General features: G+C 60.7%; 9 protein-coding genes and 1 pseudogene. 3 read left to right on the top strand and 7 right to left on the bottom strand.

Annotation, left to right across the window (positions count from 1 at the left end):
* From ACFMO7_RS06395 to ACFMO7_RS06380, 4 genes and pseudogenes are all read right to left on the bottom strand, one after another.
* Window positions 1–267, bottom strand: a pseudogene (locus ACFMO7_RS06395) (hypothetical protein); the annotation flags it as partial.
* Window positions 268–384: 117 nt separating this feature from the next.
* Entirely contained in the window at window positions 385–1,341 is a 957-nt protein-coding gene (locus ACFMO7_RS06390; protein ID WP_376794685.1) for a class I SAM-dependent methyltransferase, read from the bottom strand.
* Between the two features lie 1,164 nt (window positions 1,342–2,505).
* The gene (locus ACFMO7_RS06385) at window positions 2,506–4,566 is read right to left on the bottom strand and encodes a TIR domain-containing protein (protein WP_376794684.1); all 2,061 of its coding nucleotides are present in this window, start codon (window positions 4,564–4,566) and stop codon (window positions 2,506–2,508) included.
* 110 nt (window positions 4,567–4,676) lie between these two features.
* Window positions 4,677–5,345 (bottom strand): DUF4878 domain-containing protein, encoded by a 669-nt coding sequence (locus ACFMO7_RS06380; protein WP_376794683.1) that lies wholly within the window; start codon window positions 5,343–5,345, stop codon window positions 4,677–4,679.
* A 618-nt stretch (window positions 5,346–5,963) separates the two neighbouring features.
* Here ACFMO7_RS06380 and ACFMO7_RS06375 point away from each other — a divergent pair.
* Window positions 5,964–7,592, top strand: a complete 1,629-nt coding sequence (locus tag ACFMO7_RS06375) for a class I adenylate-forming enzyme family protein (protein ID WP_376794682.1) — start codon at window positions 5,964–5,966, stop codon at window positions 7,590–7,592.
* A gap of 117 nt (window positions 7,593–7,709) precedes the next feature.
* On the opposite strand, the gene ACFMO7_RS06370 is transcribed toward ACFMO7_RS06375, so the two are convergent.
* Window positions 7,710–11,183: a helix-turn-helix domain-containing protein gene (locus ACFMO7_RS06370; protein ID WP_376794681.1), complete on the bottom strand. Its 3,474-nt coding sequence runs from the start codon at window positions 11,181–11,183 to the stop codon at window positions 7,710–7,712.
* Between ACFMO7_RS06370 and ACFMO7_RS06365 the strand changes: the two genes are divergently transcribed.
* On the top strand, window positions 11,182–11,346 hold the full coding sequence (locus ACFMO7_RS06365) for a hypothetical protein (protein ID WP_376794680.1): 165 nt from the start codon (window positions 11,182–11,184) through the stop codon (window positions 11,344–11,346). The genes ACFMO7_RS06370 and ACFMO7_RS06365 overlap by 2 nt on opposite strands.
* Window positions 11,347–11,649: 303 nt before the next feature.
* Window positions 11,650–12,294, top strand: coding sequence for an RNA polymerase sigma factor (locus ACFMO7_RS06360; RefSeq protein WP_376794679.1), 645 nt, complete (start codon window positions 11,650–11,652; stop codon window positions 12,292–12,294).
* On the opposite strand, the gene ACFMO7_RS06355 is transcribed toward ACFMO7_RS06360, so the two are convergent.
* Entirely contained in the window at window positions 12,291–13,178 is an 888-nt protein-coding gene (locus ACFMO7_RS06355) for a class I SAM-dependent methyltransferase (protein ID WP_376794678.1), read from the bottom strand. The genes ACFMO7_RS06360 and ACFMO7_RS06355 overlap by 4 nt on opposite strands.
* A gap of 68 nt (window positions 13,179–13,246) precedes the next feature.
* Complete coding sequence (locus tag ACFMO7_RS06350) at window positions 13,247–14,263, bottom strand: GAF domain-containing protein (protein WP_376794677.1); 1,017 nt, start codon at window positions 14,261–14,263, stop codon at window positions 13,247–13,249.
* Window positions 14,264–14,514: the final 251 nt, after the last annotated feature.

Below are 14,514 nucleotides of genomic sequence, written 5' to 3'. Positions count from 1 at the left end.
GCCGACATCGAGGATGCGGCGAGGCTGCTGGATGGGAGCCAGATAGTTGCCGCGCAGGATGGCGCGCAAGACGTAGTGCTGGAAGTCGAGGCGGTTGACCTCGCCCAGGTCCTTGGGGAGCAGGTAGGGCTGCTCCTGCAAATAGCGGCGAGGGCCACGCAGACCAGGAAGATCTGCCCTACCCACCTGCCTCCCCGGTTGATTCCGGTTGGCAGATGGGCGAGCAGAAGCGACGCCAGTGCGACGGCGGAAGAACCACCAGGGCATAGGAGTAGTAAACTCCTTTCTTTCTTCTTCTGCTGCAATAAAGAGCTAAGCAATAGCTCTATGTCAGGCCAATGGGCTGGCTGGCCAGGCAAGGGCAGAACAAGGTATGCACTTCACTCAGCCGCCGTAAGGCTTCTGCCCGTAGGCCGCAACGACATGATAGCGAGTCTGAAGCGCATTCCACTCCTGTCCCGCCTGTTCGATCAGAGCAAGGACCTCCTGCTCCGACATCTGGAAACGAGCTGCGATGAGAGAGCTGATAGCCTTGCCGGCCTCACGCAAATCCAAAGAGAGCAGAGAGCCGACACGCCCGCCCCAATCGCCAAGCGGAATATCGATATCCTGCCGATTGACATTGACCAGGCCGGCCTGATGAAGGTAGAGGTCGAGAGAGCGCAGAACAGCTCCTTCGTTGTCGAGACCGCGTAAAGCCCCTAGTTGTCCCATAAGATAGAGAAACTGCTGAGTTGCAGGGCCGGCAGGCGTAAAGTGACTGACATGGGTGCCAGCCTCGACCAGCTCGACCCAGCCGCCGGGAGCGGTGACGCGGGCCAGCTCCTGGGCAACTCCCCTCCAGGCTGCCAGAGGGATAGCCAGGACCAACAGTCGCTGATGAACAAAATCGAAGGTATCGTTCTCGAAGGGGAGACCTTTGAGAACATCGCCCTGAACGAAGCGATAGTTGGCTGGCAGAGAAGCTGCGGCCTTAGCCGGCTCGAGATCGAGGCCGATGACCTCGGCCTGCGGAAACTGTTGAGCCAGCTCGCAGGCCCACTGGCCGGTGCCGCAGCCGACATCGAGGATGCGGCGAGGCTGCTGGATGGGGGCCAGATAGTTACCATGGAGCGCCGAGCGCATAACATAGTGTTGGAAATCGAGACGGTTGACCTCGCCCAGGTCTTTGGGGAGCAGATAAGGCTGCGTGTCCAGATAGCGGCGAGGCGCAACAGAAGACGGTTGAGCCGGCTCCGCCCGGACCACCTCATGGCCCGATGGATTGGTCGCAAGTGGTCTGGAAGTGATCGGGTCGATAGAGGCGTTGGTCACACGTCGGCGGAAGAACCACCAGGGCATCTTACTAAAGTGCTCCTTTCCTTTGAGTAAGTCTGAAAAGGGATAGATGATGGATCTGTTGAACAAAGCTCAGTTTCAGAGTCTCTGGCCAGAGGCGGCTGTCAAATAGCAGCGCAAACAGAGATCGTTCCATTCCCGGAAGGCTCTATTGATGAAAGGAACCCTGTCCTGCTCAAGAAGCCGCCAAGATCCCGGACGTGGGGCGCTGCTAGCTTTCCAGACCTCGCGGAAATCAAGCACGAGTAGGGAATCGATCGGCCCTGCCCGTCTTCCGAGAGGAACCTCGATAAGATAGCGCTGGATCTTAAAGAGGCCAGCCCTGGCCCGAGAGAGAGCGGAACGGTCCATAAGCAGATCGTTGCCCTCCAGATCGCCAGGGACAGCCAGCTCAGCAGCGAGACAAGTGAGCCTATGGGTCCTATGCGTGGCTCTATCGGCAAGGAGACGAGGTCGCCAGCCGGAGCGTGGCGAGAAGGAAGATAGCTGTAGGGAGGCTGCGCCGGTGCCAGCTCCGCCAGCGCGAGGCCACGGGAGCCGTCTCGGCATAATAAGAAATAGCTCCCTTTCCACTTAAGCCGTTTCTGCCCCCTTCCCTGGTCGAGCATGTCTTGTAGGTATAGCAGGTATGGCCATAGAACAGGCCCAAGGAAGGTGAGGGCCTTCTCTCCAGTCGTCATTGCTGCGTCCCGTCAAAAAGTGCTCGCATGCCATTGCCAGAGAAGATAGAGAGGCCAGGCTCTGCTAGTCGCGGGAGAATCGTTCGCCTGGCCCCGCATACAGCTTGCTGCCTGGCCTGAACCATGCGCGAGGATAGGATCATCTGGCACCAGAAACTGTAACCTCTCCACAGGAACAGCCTGCGCTCTCGGCAGAGCCAGAGCTACCTGAGATAGCACTTGCTCTCTCCGAAAACGGACGGCGCCAACCCTTGCTCCTTCTCCGCTTAGAGTTTAGAAAAGGTGAACGTAATCTGTCAATTTGAATATAACGAAAATGGCGGTCTCGCAAGATCTTAATGAATTTTTAATGCACCGCTACCAGAGGCATAGAGGCGATGAAAGGGCCGCCCCTGTCAAAAGAACAGGCCGGCGGAGCCAGAGCCGCAGGAAGCAATCACTGAGGGATGGGCAGGCACCTGCCCTATGGCCAGTCCGGCGGAGGGGCTCAGGTGCGCTCTGGCTCTGTGGTAACAGCCGCTATAATGCGGCGAGCGATGCTCGCAAGCTCACTATCTCTGGCGGCTCTGGGAAGCCTGGCCAGCGGGCGCTGGGGATCGTTAGCTGGCTGGAAACGATGAAGCTCGCTTTCCTCAAAGAGGCAGGGGCTGACAATGATGGGGATAACCAGGGTACCGGCGGTACGAGCCTGCTCTAACAGCCGTGGAAGATACCTTGTAGCGATAAAGTCAGCCGCCAGCAACCGAGCGCTGACCAGCACAATGGCCACGCCTGAGCGGGTGATTGCCTCCTCCAGCCTCTCCTCCCAGCGGTGGCCGGCGCTGATCAACGTATCGTCCCAGATGTCGAAGGTCCCCTGGCGCTCGATGGGAGACCGATGGCAGCGCAACTGGCTCAACCATTTTCTATCTGATCGGTCGTAGCAGATAAGGATATACTTGCGACTCGGCGCGGGACGCTTACCGACTTCGCGCGCCACCTGCTCAAAGTCGCAATGGCGCAAGTAGAAAACAAGCTCCGGGTCCTCTGCCAGCAACATCCCGCTTGAAGGCTCACAGAAGAAGTGATAGGCTACATCAGGGTAGAGCGCCATAAGCTGAGGCCAGCTTTCGTGGCGGAAGCGCTCCAGACCACGGGCGCGTTCCGGCTCCTCCTGTTGGAGCGGGCAAAGCCAGAGAGCCCCCTCACGGCTCTGCCCCAGCTCTTTCAGCAAAGAGAGGCTGGTCTGATCGTAAGGTCCGCCCGCCGCAGCAAAGTGCTTGATAGCCTGACCAAACTTGTTCTCCAGCATGTCCATTATATCCTGAATGGCCGTTTGGAGATGGCTCTCGATGACCTTCGGCTGCGGCTGTGTCTCCAAAACCTTATTGTTGACACAGAGATAATAACAGAGCAACTGCGTCAGACTAAAGCTTCCATCAACTAGACGGATGATTTCTTCTTTACGAGCGAAGATCACATTCAGAGCCTGCTCTCCCTGTTCGATGAGCTGCAGAATCTTCTCATCGCTGGCGCGGCCCATCTTGAAGTGATCGAAGCGCGTAGCTGTATCAAAGGCACAGGCGCTGACGAAGCTCTGACCTGTACCAGGGATACCGATAATAGCAAGCTTGCGATCCTCGGGCTGGGTATCCGCCAGCAGCTTCAAATAGTCGACCAGCTCCTGGCGCAGGTCAGGCTCCAGACGATGGAAGTCATCGATAATCACCGTGCCACGATGCCACTGCGGCAGGGTACGAAGCTGCTCGCGCTCGGTGGGTACGCGGGCACTCAAGAGAGCGATGACGGGATCTTCTCTTCTGCCGACCTGCTCCTGAGCGAGCTGCTCGATAGCCTTCCTCACCGCCGTCGTCTTGCCGATACCCGATGGTCCCTCGACAACGACGCTGCGCCCCGGCTCAGCAAGAGCAAGCTTCAGACGCTCGAAGCTGGCGGGCGGCACGAAGGTCACCGTGGGCATGCTCATACGCTTGAAAACCTCTCCCAAAGAGTGGGGCTGCTCCGATGCAGTCGGCAATCTCCTCTCCTGGGAACCGATGGTAGATGATGACCGCAAGCTGCGCCTTCCCTGCTGTATTTCTCTGCCGATCAGGGCGATCTCCTGGGCAATTGCCGAGAGCGCCTCATCCATCATCCTCCCGCTATATGTGGTTAGTGCGCGCCCGCCGCGGGGTAGCACCTGAAGCGAGCCAAAGGGTGTTCCTTCAAAACAGGTGATACGAACCAAAATTGGTATGAGACGCATTTCTCCACTCCGCAGGCGATCCAGCCCTAACGCGATAGCGGCCTCATACGCGCGCGATGCCAATAGATCAGGACTGACAAGGATCACAAGCAGGTCGGCTGCCGCAACCGCCCTCTGCAGCTCGAGTGCGAGGGGCGTACCGGCAGGGATCTGCTCAGGGATCTGCTGAAGAATCCATGAGTACGCGAGGCCCATCGGAGCTAAGTGGTAGAAGAGCCTCTTCCAAAAGCGCTCATCCTCGGGAGCATAAAGAGCAACCAGCCGCAGGGGCGACTCCGGCTCCCTCCGTCTCTCCTTCTCCATACCTGAGCCTCCGTTCCTCTCTCACTTTACAGGCTGTACTGCTGAAGATTGACAGCGCTTCCCTGTGGGTGTCGGGTTGCCTGGGCGAAAGGACTCCCTCACAGGAGCGATTACAGATTATCAAGTCGAGTAATCTTCCACTGGCCATCAATCTTGGTAAGCTCTAGATGAACATCATACGAAACACCGCTGGAGCGGGTCACGTGCACAACCACCGTTGCCGTATCTCCACTCGTACTGCTGCTTTTAATCGAGTGGCTGGTCACAGTGCCAACCTCTTGGTCGAGGGTCTCGGCGGCCAGCGCAAAGCGCTCCTGAGTGGCGCTGATCTTCTCTCCCTTGACGGTCAGCGTATCGATCGCCAGATACGAGTACGCCTGGCTATAATTTTGCTCCTCGATCGCCTGATAGTAGTCATTTGCTGTCGAGTCGGGAGTGCTCAACATGCTGGCCACCACGCCGACCAGCACGCACCCGCCACAGACCAGAACAATCACGCCTGCAACAATGGCTAGCGTAATCCAGAGCCAGCGCAGGGAGCGGCGTGGTGGCTGCTGTGGGTAGAGGGTGCCATACTGGCCAGCCGGAATCGTTGAGGTCGTGCCCGGGTAGCCCGGAGGCGGCGGAGGTGGACTGTACGGCCCCACCCCCACATACTGCGTCGGCTCGTAATTGCCCGGAGGAGGTGGTGGCGGCGTGCTCTCGCCCCATCCCTCTCCAGATGGCTTGTAAGGCCCCTGTCCATAACCGCTATATGGCTGCTGGGGATCATAGCCCATCTCTGTTCACTCCTTTGACCTGAGATCCTCGTTTGGGGCTGCGCGCTGGACTGGACCGCGGGCGCCCGAGCAGTCAGACAGGCTGCATCGCTGGCGGCTGAGGACGGCAAATAACTTCCCTCTCCGCCTCTAGTAAGAAACGTCCTGCCCCGGCGGAATTTACCGTCCCCTTCCTTCCCCTGGTCAACCGTTGTGGGCAGCCGGGGCTAAAAAGCTTCCTGTAATATTCAGGACGATCGAGATAGCTACCAGACTAAACGCCGGCCCGGCACGCGCGGCTTCGAGGACAGGCCGAGCGTCGCCGGTAGGAGAGCGCGCAAGAAAGCCAGCCAGGAGCGCCAGCCGCATTGCCATCAGCCGGTGTTGAAATGGGAATGAAACCGAATCCAGCTCAAAAGACAGAATAGCAGAAGAGCCGGCGTCGGTGATCGCTCGTGGCGTTCGCCGAAAGCGCCGCAACAGAGGAGGTAGAGGATCGAGGGAGCGGGCTGGAACGAGGCTAGCAAGGTCGGGTCATCGAATGGGTGGGGGGCAGCGTCTTGACGACCAGAGTAGTGCCGGCTATGCTCATAAACATGGAGCAGCGTTCTCTTGGCCTTTGAAGAAAGGACTTCAGGCATGGTCGACAAGCAAAGTGCTCCCGAGCTTTTCCGCCCGCCGTTGGGCTATCCCGAGGTTCCCTATGACACCCTTGTCCGAGCCGTAGCCGAGCGGCAGCCCGAGCGGCCGGCCATTATCTACCACAACCTCAGCCTGACCTACCGCGAAGTGATCGCCATGACCAACAGCATAGCCAACGGGCTGCGCGCTCTTGGTCTGGGCAAGGGTGACATTATCTGCCTCTTCACCTTCAACCGTCCCGAATATACCATTACCTTTCTGGCCGCCTCCTCCATTGGGGCAGTCATCAGCCCCATGAATCCCTCCTACAAAGAGCGGGAAATCAGGTACCAGCTTGAAAACAGCGAAGCCTGCGCCGTTCTTGTTCAGCGCGAGCTGGTTCCCATGCTCAAAAGTGCCCTTGAAGGGCAGAGCTTTCCGGCGCTGCGCCACATCATCGTTACTGGCGACCAGGTTCCCGAAGGGTTGCCACAGGCCATTCCTTTCGCTCGTCTCCTACGTGAAGCCTCGCCGCGGCGGCCCGAGCCTATTGCCATCGCTCCCGACGATCTGCTTGCCCTGCCCTACTCATCGGGCACCACTGGTCTCCCACGAGGTGTCATGCTCTCGCACCGCAACCTGGTCTGCAATCATCTCCAGGTTGTGACCGCCGCCAACCTCTCGCCTGCCGATGCCACTCTGATCTTTCTCCCTCTCTACCATATCTACGGCGTCCTTCTGACAGGCACCTTCCTGATAGCTGGTGCCCGCCAGATCCTCATGGAGCGTTTCGATCTTGGCACAGCTCTGGCCCTCTGCGAGCAGCAGGCCGTCACCTGGTTTTTTGCCGTACCGCCGATTGTTCAGGCGCTTCTCAACGCCAGCGATGAGCAGCTTGCCAGGCTGAAAACAGTCAGGTATCTCATGTCGGCGGCCGCTCCCCTGGCGCCTGACCTGGCCAGCAGGCTACATGAGCGCACAGGAATCAACGTCATCCAGGCTTATGGCCTGACCGAGACCTCGCCCGACACCCACTTCTCGCCGCTGGACCCGGCGCGCATTCGTCCAGCCAGCGGCGGTCTGCCGGTCTACGATACCGAACAGAAGATAGTCGACATTGAGACCGGTGAGCATGAACTGCCCGTTGGAGAGGACGGCGAGATTGTGGTACGCGGTCCCCAGGTCATGCTTGGTTACTGGAAAGATCCAGAGGAGACGGCGCGCGTCCTACGCAACGGCTGGCTGTACACCGGCGACATTGGCCACATCGATGCCGATGGCTACCTCTACATCGTTGATCGCAAGAAGGAGATGATCAAGTACAAAGCCTTCAGCATCGCCCCTGCCGAGATCGAAGCCGTTCTGCTGGAGCATCCTGCCGTGCTCGATGCCGCTGTCATCGGGGTTGACGATCCCGAAGCCGGGGAGATCCCCAAAGCCTTCGTGGTCCTGCGGCCCGGTCAGACAGCCACGCCTGATGAGCTGATGGCCTTCGTCAACAGCAAAGTAGCGGGCTACAAAAAGCTCCACCGCCTGGAGTTCATCGAGGCCATTCCGCGTGTGCCCTCGGGCAAGATCCTGCGTCGCCAGCTCAAGGAGCGCGAGCGGGCTCGTCGCCTGGCCGACGGAGAGCAATCTCCTGTCTAGAGCGTGGTATCGACCCTCCCGCGCGCACTCGTCTTGAGGGTCTTCCGGTTGCGCTGCCCTGGCTCCAGCTTCGGAGCAGGCGAGGGGCCAGGGCAGCGGGGCGGGATGACCTCCAGTCTATTCCCTCTCCTCAACGGCGCCCAGCGCGAGCAGGGCCTGTTTCTCCAGAGCGTTCAGGCCCTGCACTCCCTGGATGTTCATGCCCTCGTAGGGGCGTGGTAGGCTGAGAATCTGCTCCAGGCGCCCACTTTCGACCTCCCATAGGCGGATCTCCCCCTCATTCCCTCCGCTGGCGAGCAGGTAGCCTTTGGTTGCCGGGGCGAAGCCGAGCGCGCGCACCATGTACTCATGACCACTCGGCAGAGAGTGACGCAAGCGGCCATCGCGCTGCCAGAGGCAGAGCTGCAGATCATCGCCGCTGCTTGCCAGCAACTGCCCGTCGCCGCTGAAGGCCACGCAGCGCACCCGTCCGCGATGTTCCTGCAGCCGCAGCGGGGCCGCCTCGCTCTCGATTTCCCAGAGCAGTACCTGGCTATCCTCGGCTCCACTTGCCAGCAGGTGCCCGTCGGGACTAAAGGCCAGCGCGCGCACTGGTCGGTCGTGGCCCTTCAGCGTGCGCAGGCAGAGACCGCTGGTGGCGTCCCAGAGGCGCAAAAGCGTATCATCGCCGCCGCTAACCAGCAGGCAGCGCCCGGCTTCTTCCCCCGGTCGGAAGGCCAAAGCGCGAATCCAGCAGCCGGCGTGCAGCTCATGCACCATTCTGCCGCTGGTCAGATCCCACAGGCGAACGATCTCGTCCTCGCTACCGCTGGCCAGCCAGCGCCCGTCGGGGCTGAAGGCCAGGCTATGCACCCAATCGCGATGGCCGACGAATTGTCGCTGTGCCCCCCCCTCGGGCATTGACCAGAGCCAGATCACCTCATCCTGGCCGCCGCTGGCCAGCCAGCGACCATCGGGACTGAAGGCCAGACTCAGCGGTTCGTGCCGTGGCCTATGGAGCAAGTGCTGCAGGCGTCCGCTGGTCCAATCCCAGATGGCGATTCCCTCCCCCTCGTAGGCCGCCGCCAGCCAACGGCCCACGGGACTGAAGGCAAGCGACCGGATGCGCCGCGTATAGCCGTGCAGGCGCGTCAGCAGATAGCCTGTGGCCCAGTCCCATAGGCAAATCGTCTGATCGTCGCCGCCACTGAGCAGCCAGTGCCGTCCGCTCTCAGGATAGAAGCTTACCGTGCGCACGCCGTGAGTGTGGCCAGACAAAACAAAAACCTGCTCACCTGTCGGAACTCGCCACAGACGCACAGTCGTATCCTCGCTACCGCTGGCCAGCCACTGCCCGTCGGGGCTAAAGGCTACCGCCCAAACGCGATTCGTATGCCCACGCAGAACGCCTCGCTCGGTCCCGCTAGCCACCTCCCAGAGGCGCACCGTGTCATCATCGCCGCCACTCGCCAGTAAGGCTCCATCGGCCCGAAAGGCCAGCGAACGCACCTGATCGCTATGTCCCTGCAAGACATGTAGCGGCTGATCCCAAGTAGGCAGCCTCCAGAGGCGCAGCGTACCTGCTCCATCGCCGCTGGCCAGCCAGTGGCCATCGGGGCTGAGCGCGACCGCCCAGACCCGTCCCCGGTGTCCCTCCAGCGTGCGCAGCCACCGACCGCCCTCCAGGTCCCAGAGGCGCAGGGTCTCATCATCGCTCCCACTCACCAGCAGGCGATCGTCTGGGCTTAGGGCCAGGGCCCGCACCCGATTCGTATGTCCCTCCAGAACGGCCAGGCAGCGGCCCGTCTCCAGATCCCAGAGGCGCAGGGTCCGATCATCGCTGCCGCTGACCAGCCGGCGCCCATCGTGAGTAAAAGCCAGGGTCCAGACGCCGTCGGTATGGCCATCCAGCCGCTTCAGCAAGTGCTCGCAATCGCCATCGTAGAGGCGGATCTCGCCGCTCGCCGTTCCCACGGCCAGTCGCTGCCCATCGGGGCTAAAGGCGCTGGCCAGAACGTTGGTCAGCGTACTCTGGAAAACCGTCGACACAAAGTGGGCGAAGGCGAAGTTCACCCCTTGCAGGCGCGTCCTTTGCAGATAGGCCTGGCGAATCGTCAGCCTTGAGAAGTCAAACTCGCGCAGATCCCATTGCAAATAGATCAGGAGCTGCAACACATTCCCCGCCAGGTAGCCTCCGTGGGGATAGAGCGCCTGCCGTTGTCGCTCCAAAGCTCGCTTGAGCCGCTCCTTGAGAGCTGGCTGCCCCAACTCGCTAGACAACATCTCCGCCAGCGGCGCCAGGAGCATGCGCACCTGGCTCTCACGCACATACGTGCGCGCCTGGGCCTTCACAAAAGCGAACTGCTCCCAGGTCAAGAACGTCTCCTGCAGGCAGTCCTGGCAGGCTTGGTGCACCAGCTCATCCTGAAGGTACTCCATAATCACTGGCTGCAGAGTAAACCGCCCCTGGTCATAGACCTCAATCAGCGAGCGACGACGCAGCGAGTCCAGCGTCTCGATCAATCCCCGCTGGGCCTCCGGGCGCAGCAGATCGGCGCGCAGCTCCTCCAGCGTGACCGCCTCCTGCTCGATTGCCAGCCAGGAAAGTACCTCCCGCTCGCGCGGAGCCAGGCGCTGGACCTGCTCCTCCAACACCTCGCGAATGTCACCGAAGGCGGCCTGATTCTCGGCCAGAAAGGCCGCGATCTGGCCACCAAACAGCTCACGGATCGTCTCGGCCACCAGGCGCAGCGCCAGGGGATTGCCCCCATAGCGACGCAGCAGGCTGGCCACCTCCTCCGCCCTGCCAACGATCCCTTTTTCCTCCAGAATGGCTTGCCCGGCCTCGGCTCCCAGACCCTGCAAGGTCAGCGAGCGCACCGGACCGCTCTTGCCCTTCAAGCGCTCCACCTCGCGCAGTCGCTCGCGGCTCGTCACCAGGACCAGACTTTGATGCTCCTCGCTGCCCAGGCGCTCTAATAGACGACCGTAGACCTCGTACCCGGAGCGATAGGCACCGGCGCGCTGACCGCCCTGAAGCAGGGCATCGAAATTGTCAAGCACCAGGATGCAGCGACGCTGACGCAGCAGCTCTATCAGCAATGAAAGCTGCTCCTCTAGCGAGGAAGGCAGATTGCCCAACTGCTGATTCGAGAAGAACAGCAACCAGTCTCTGAGCACCTGAGGCAGCGGCGGCGCACTGCGCAACGAACACCAATAACCATACTCAATCTTCGTCTCTACCTGCTCGACCAGGCGGGCCACCAGGGTCGTCTTTCCGATGCCGCCGAGACCACAGACCGCGATCAGACGGCACTCGGCGAACCACTGCTGTAAGGCGCGTAACTCCTGCGCCCGACCGAAAAAGTGGGAAGTAGCCGGCTTTGCCCCCCAATTGGTACGAGGCTCCTCGACAAGCCCCAGCTCTTCAGGGGTCTTCTCCAGCACCTCACACAGCTTACGCAGCAGAGCGGGGCGAGGCAGGCCATCGCCGGTCTCCCAGCGCTGCACCGTCTTCTTATCCGAACCGATGCGCTCGGCAAGGTCTTCCTGAGACCAGCCGCGGCGCAGTCTCTCACGTTTGAGCTGCTGATGAAAGGCGATTCGGAGCATGGCAATCTCCCCTCTCGTCTCGAACCTGGCGCTCCTCTTGTTTACTTATCTCGGGGCGGTGCCGGCAGAGTTCTGGCTCAACCGGGCCGAAGCGGACCGGCACCGCCTCCCGCTCTCCTCTGGCGTCTGGTTCACTCCGCAGCGCGAATGCCGTCCACCCTAAACTGGCCGCTGGCCTCGCGTGCCCGTCCTCTTCCCGGCCGGAGTGGCGGATGCGCCCCTGCTCGGGCAGGGCCAACCCGCCTTTTTCCCCCAAACGGTCCCCCCGCTGTCCGCTCACTGGCCGCGAAGAGGGGGTGAAATGTCGCCTCTCTTTGGTTTCTCTGCTCCATTTTCCCAGCTATCTTTTATCTCAGTCAAAAGTCAATTTCATTGCATCAATCTATTCAATCGATCCTTTTGTTCTGTTTACTCGTCTTAAGAGGCCAGCAAGCGCGGCACTGCTGGCGAGGAGGGAGAGGAACAGATGAGCAAGCCAGCGAAAGTGATCCTGGATTGGGAAGCAATCTACGCGCGGTTGCGCTGTCTGGTACGGAGACTGGTAGCGCGTTACAGCGTTGCAGCCTGGCGCGGCCAGGAAGAGGACCTGGTTGATGACATCGTCCAGGAGAGCGTCAGGCGCTTCATCGAGCGTCAGCCGCGGGTTGAGCGTGGGGAGGTTGAGCCAGCGCGCTCCCCTGAGCAGATGTTGTTTACCATTGCCTACAACTGTTGTCGGGACCTCTATCGGCGCGAGCGCCGCCTGATTCACACCGGCGGGGAGCGCCTGCCAGTGTGCCGGGGGAGTGAAGAGAGGGGACTGGCAGAGCAGGCCCTGGAGGGGATCTATCAGCAAGAACTCTTTGCCATCATAGCCCGCGAGGTAGAGCACTTCCCCCAAGGGCAGCGCCGCGCCCTTCTTATCGATCTGGCTGAATTGATGAATTTCGATCAAGAGCCGACAGCGCTCCAGAGGGCCTTTCTGGAGCGGGGCATTGATCTCAGCCACTATCGTGACTGGCCGGAAGATCGACGGCAGCACGAGCAGCGCGTCGCGCTGCGAAACCATGCCTATCGGCGGCTGGCGCGGCTGCCCAGCATCCGGGCCTATGTAGCGAGCCATGAGCGCTAGCTCCGCGGCTTATAGCCCCAGACCGTCAGAAAGAACTGCAGGCCACAGAAGCTCTCATCCGCCGCCTCTGCCCGTGCCTGCTCATAGAGGCGATTGAACGTCTCGCGACTCAAGCCAACCACTTGCAGATAGAAAGGTTCAAGCAGCTTGAGGGAGACTAGGCCATTTTGATACCAATCCTCATAGCGAGATGTGCCGGCGGAAATGCTCTCGGCGCAGGCGCGCATCTGGATCGAGACGCACCCAGCATCGCGCAGCAGGCGTTCCAGCATCGGCAAGACATCGAAGTGGTGGCGCGTCTCCGAAAACGTATAGCCAGCGCGAGTCAGGCCGAGGGCCAGCAGCAGACACAGCTCCTCGCAGGCCGGCTTATTGCAGATCGGCAGATCGGCCTCTGTCAGACGGATAATGCCACCGGGGCGGCAGATGCGCATGCACTCCTGCAGAAAAGCGGGCCAGGAGCGGGCCGGCATAAACGTCGAGATAAAGCGAGCGTTAATCAGATCGAAGCTTTCATCCTTAAAGGCCAGAGGTTGCAAAGCGTCCATGACCTGGAAGGAGACATTCGTCAGCTGCTGAGTGGCGGCCAGCGTCCGGGCGAACTCGATCATGCGCTGGCTGATGTCGATGCCCACCACGCGCAGATGGCGGTGGGTCTCAGCCAGCTCCAGCGCCCAGCCGCCGGGGCCACAGGCCACATCGAGCACATCCTGCAGACCCGAGACATCGGCTAGCTCCGGCAGCGGACCGCCCATCGCCTGGGTAGCCAGTTGGCCGTGGTGCAGCAGGCGAGCCAGTTCCGCCGTATTCTCTGTATCGATAATGTAGGTGCCGTTTCGCTTAGAATGAGAGGTGGTCTTAATCTGCTGGAGACTGGTCAACATAGCCCATGCAATCCTTTCTGCTCTGCCCTTCCCTTTCCTTGCCTGAACGGAGCGCGGCCAGCGTCGGGCTAGCGGCCCTCAGCGTCCTGCTCCGCTGAGGGAGGCAAAGGAGTGGCTAAAAAGGCCGCTACTACCTGTTCCTCGGCCTCGCGGCGCGACAGCGGCTGTCCCTGTCGCTCGGCCCGGCTTAGCAGTTCATTGACGCGCTGATTGAAGGTCGCCATATAGGCATTTTGGACATATTCAGACGGCATCAGACGCAGTTCGATATCTTTGACATCGTAGAACTCATCATCACGAAAGGCCAGGCTCAGCAGATAGGCATAGTTTTGAATAAGTGCCTGCCGTCCATGCAGGAAGTAATCGTGCTGCGTACTGATAATGAGCAGGGCGCCGGCCACCTGTCCAGCGCGCTGCAGGGGGTAAGCGGCGGCGCTGCGGGCCTCGCTCACCAGGGTTTGGGGAATGACGAGGTCGGAAGCCTCCTGCTGCAGATTCTGCACCACCACCGGGCGGCACTGGCTCACGGCGTAACCAACCAGCGACTCGGCCCCGAGAAAATAGCCGCGGCGGGCCACACTGGTCAGCCCCTGGCTCTTCTCCAGGAAAACCTCGTGCAGGCAGGTCACCTTCTGCTGAGGAGGAAGGGGGCGTTGACACTGGGCAATGCTGGCGGCGATCCCGCTGTGCTGCGGATCAAGCTGGCGGATCAACTGCTGCATCACCAGGTTCATGATCGTCCAGGCGCGCAGGCTCTCGACGACCGTGGCATGGGCTTCAAGGATACGCGCGTAGAGCACCGGGGGCACATCCTTCACCACCGGATCGATGAAGACCGAGCCCGGATCATCCTCCAGCGCGTCCGGAAATTCCTGGCGGATCAGCTGAATCAGCTGCTCGCGGTGGGGCGGCAGCGCCTCAACCAGGCGATTGAGCAACGAGCGGGGCCGCGGCGACGATTCGTGTGTTGCCCAGCGGGTGAGCGTGACCGGATCAACGCCCATTTCATTGGCGATGCGCTGTTTCTCTTTGGTATCCCGAATAACTGCAGCGAGGAACTCGCGCCAGGTTCTGGGTTCTTGCATGGCTTCTGCCCCATTTAAGAGAGACTGCCATCCAATTATAGCCTACTCTCCCCCGCCTTGTCGATCCTGTCCACTCTCCCCGGGTGAATTATGTGACTTCTGTACAGAAATTTCTCCCTACAGACTATGCAATTGGTATTGACAATTGTAAATGGGGAATGGTATATTCAGCAAAGCAGGAAGTGCCTGCAAGAGTAGCACCCCTGCCGATACCAGAAGAGGGGTACGCTGTGCCCGAGGGGGTAAGGGGG

This window comes from Thermogemmatispora sp. (assembly GCF_042408735.1).
GTDB lineage: Bacteria > Chloroflexota > Ktedonobacteria > Ktedonobacterales > Ktedonobacteraceae > Thermogemmatispora.
Note: the sequence above shows the minus strand (reverse complement) of the source record. Positions and strands in the feature narration are given on the sequence as shown.

Coding starts and splice junctions, on each gene's coding strand:
- ACFMO7_RS06390 (WP_376794685.1), bottom strand. CDS start 1,341: ATGCCCTGGTGGTTCTTCCGCCGACGTGTGACCAACGCCTCTATCGAC.
- ACFMO7_RS06385 (WP_376794684.1), bottom strand. CDS start 4,566: ATGGAGAAGGAGAGACGGAGGGAGCCGGAGTCGCCCCTGCGGCTGGTT.
- ACFMO7_RS06380 (WP_376794683.1), bottom strand. CDS start 5,345: ATGGGCTATGATCCCCAGCAGCCATATAGCGGTTATGGACAGGGGCCT.
- ACFMO7_RS06375 (WP_376794682.1), top strand. CDS start 5,964: ATGGTCGACAAGCAAAGTGCTCCCGAGCTTTTCCGCCCGCCGTTGGGC.
- ACFMO7_RS06365 (WP_376794680.1), top strand. CDS start 11,182: ATGGCAATCTCCCCTCTCGTCTCGAACCTGGCGCTCCTCTTGTTTACT.
- ACFMO7_RS06370 (WP_376794681.1), bottom strand. CDS start 11,183: ATGCTCCGAATCGCCTTTCATCAGCAGCTCAAACGTGAGAGACTGCGC.
- ACFMO7_RS06360 (WP_376794679.1), top strand. CDS start 11,650: ATGAGCAAGCCAGCGAAAGTGATCCTGGATTGGGAAGCAATCTACGCG.
- ACFMO7_RS06355 (WP_376794678.1), bottom strand. CDS start 13,178: ATGTTGACCAGTCTCCAGCAGATTAAGACCACCTCTCATTCTAAGCGA.
- ACFMO7_RS06350 (WP_376794677.1), bottom strand. CDS start 14,263: ATGCAAGAACCCAGAACCTGGCGCGAGTTCCTCGCTGCAGTTATTCGG.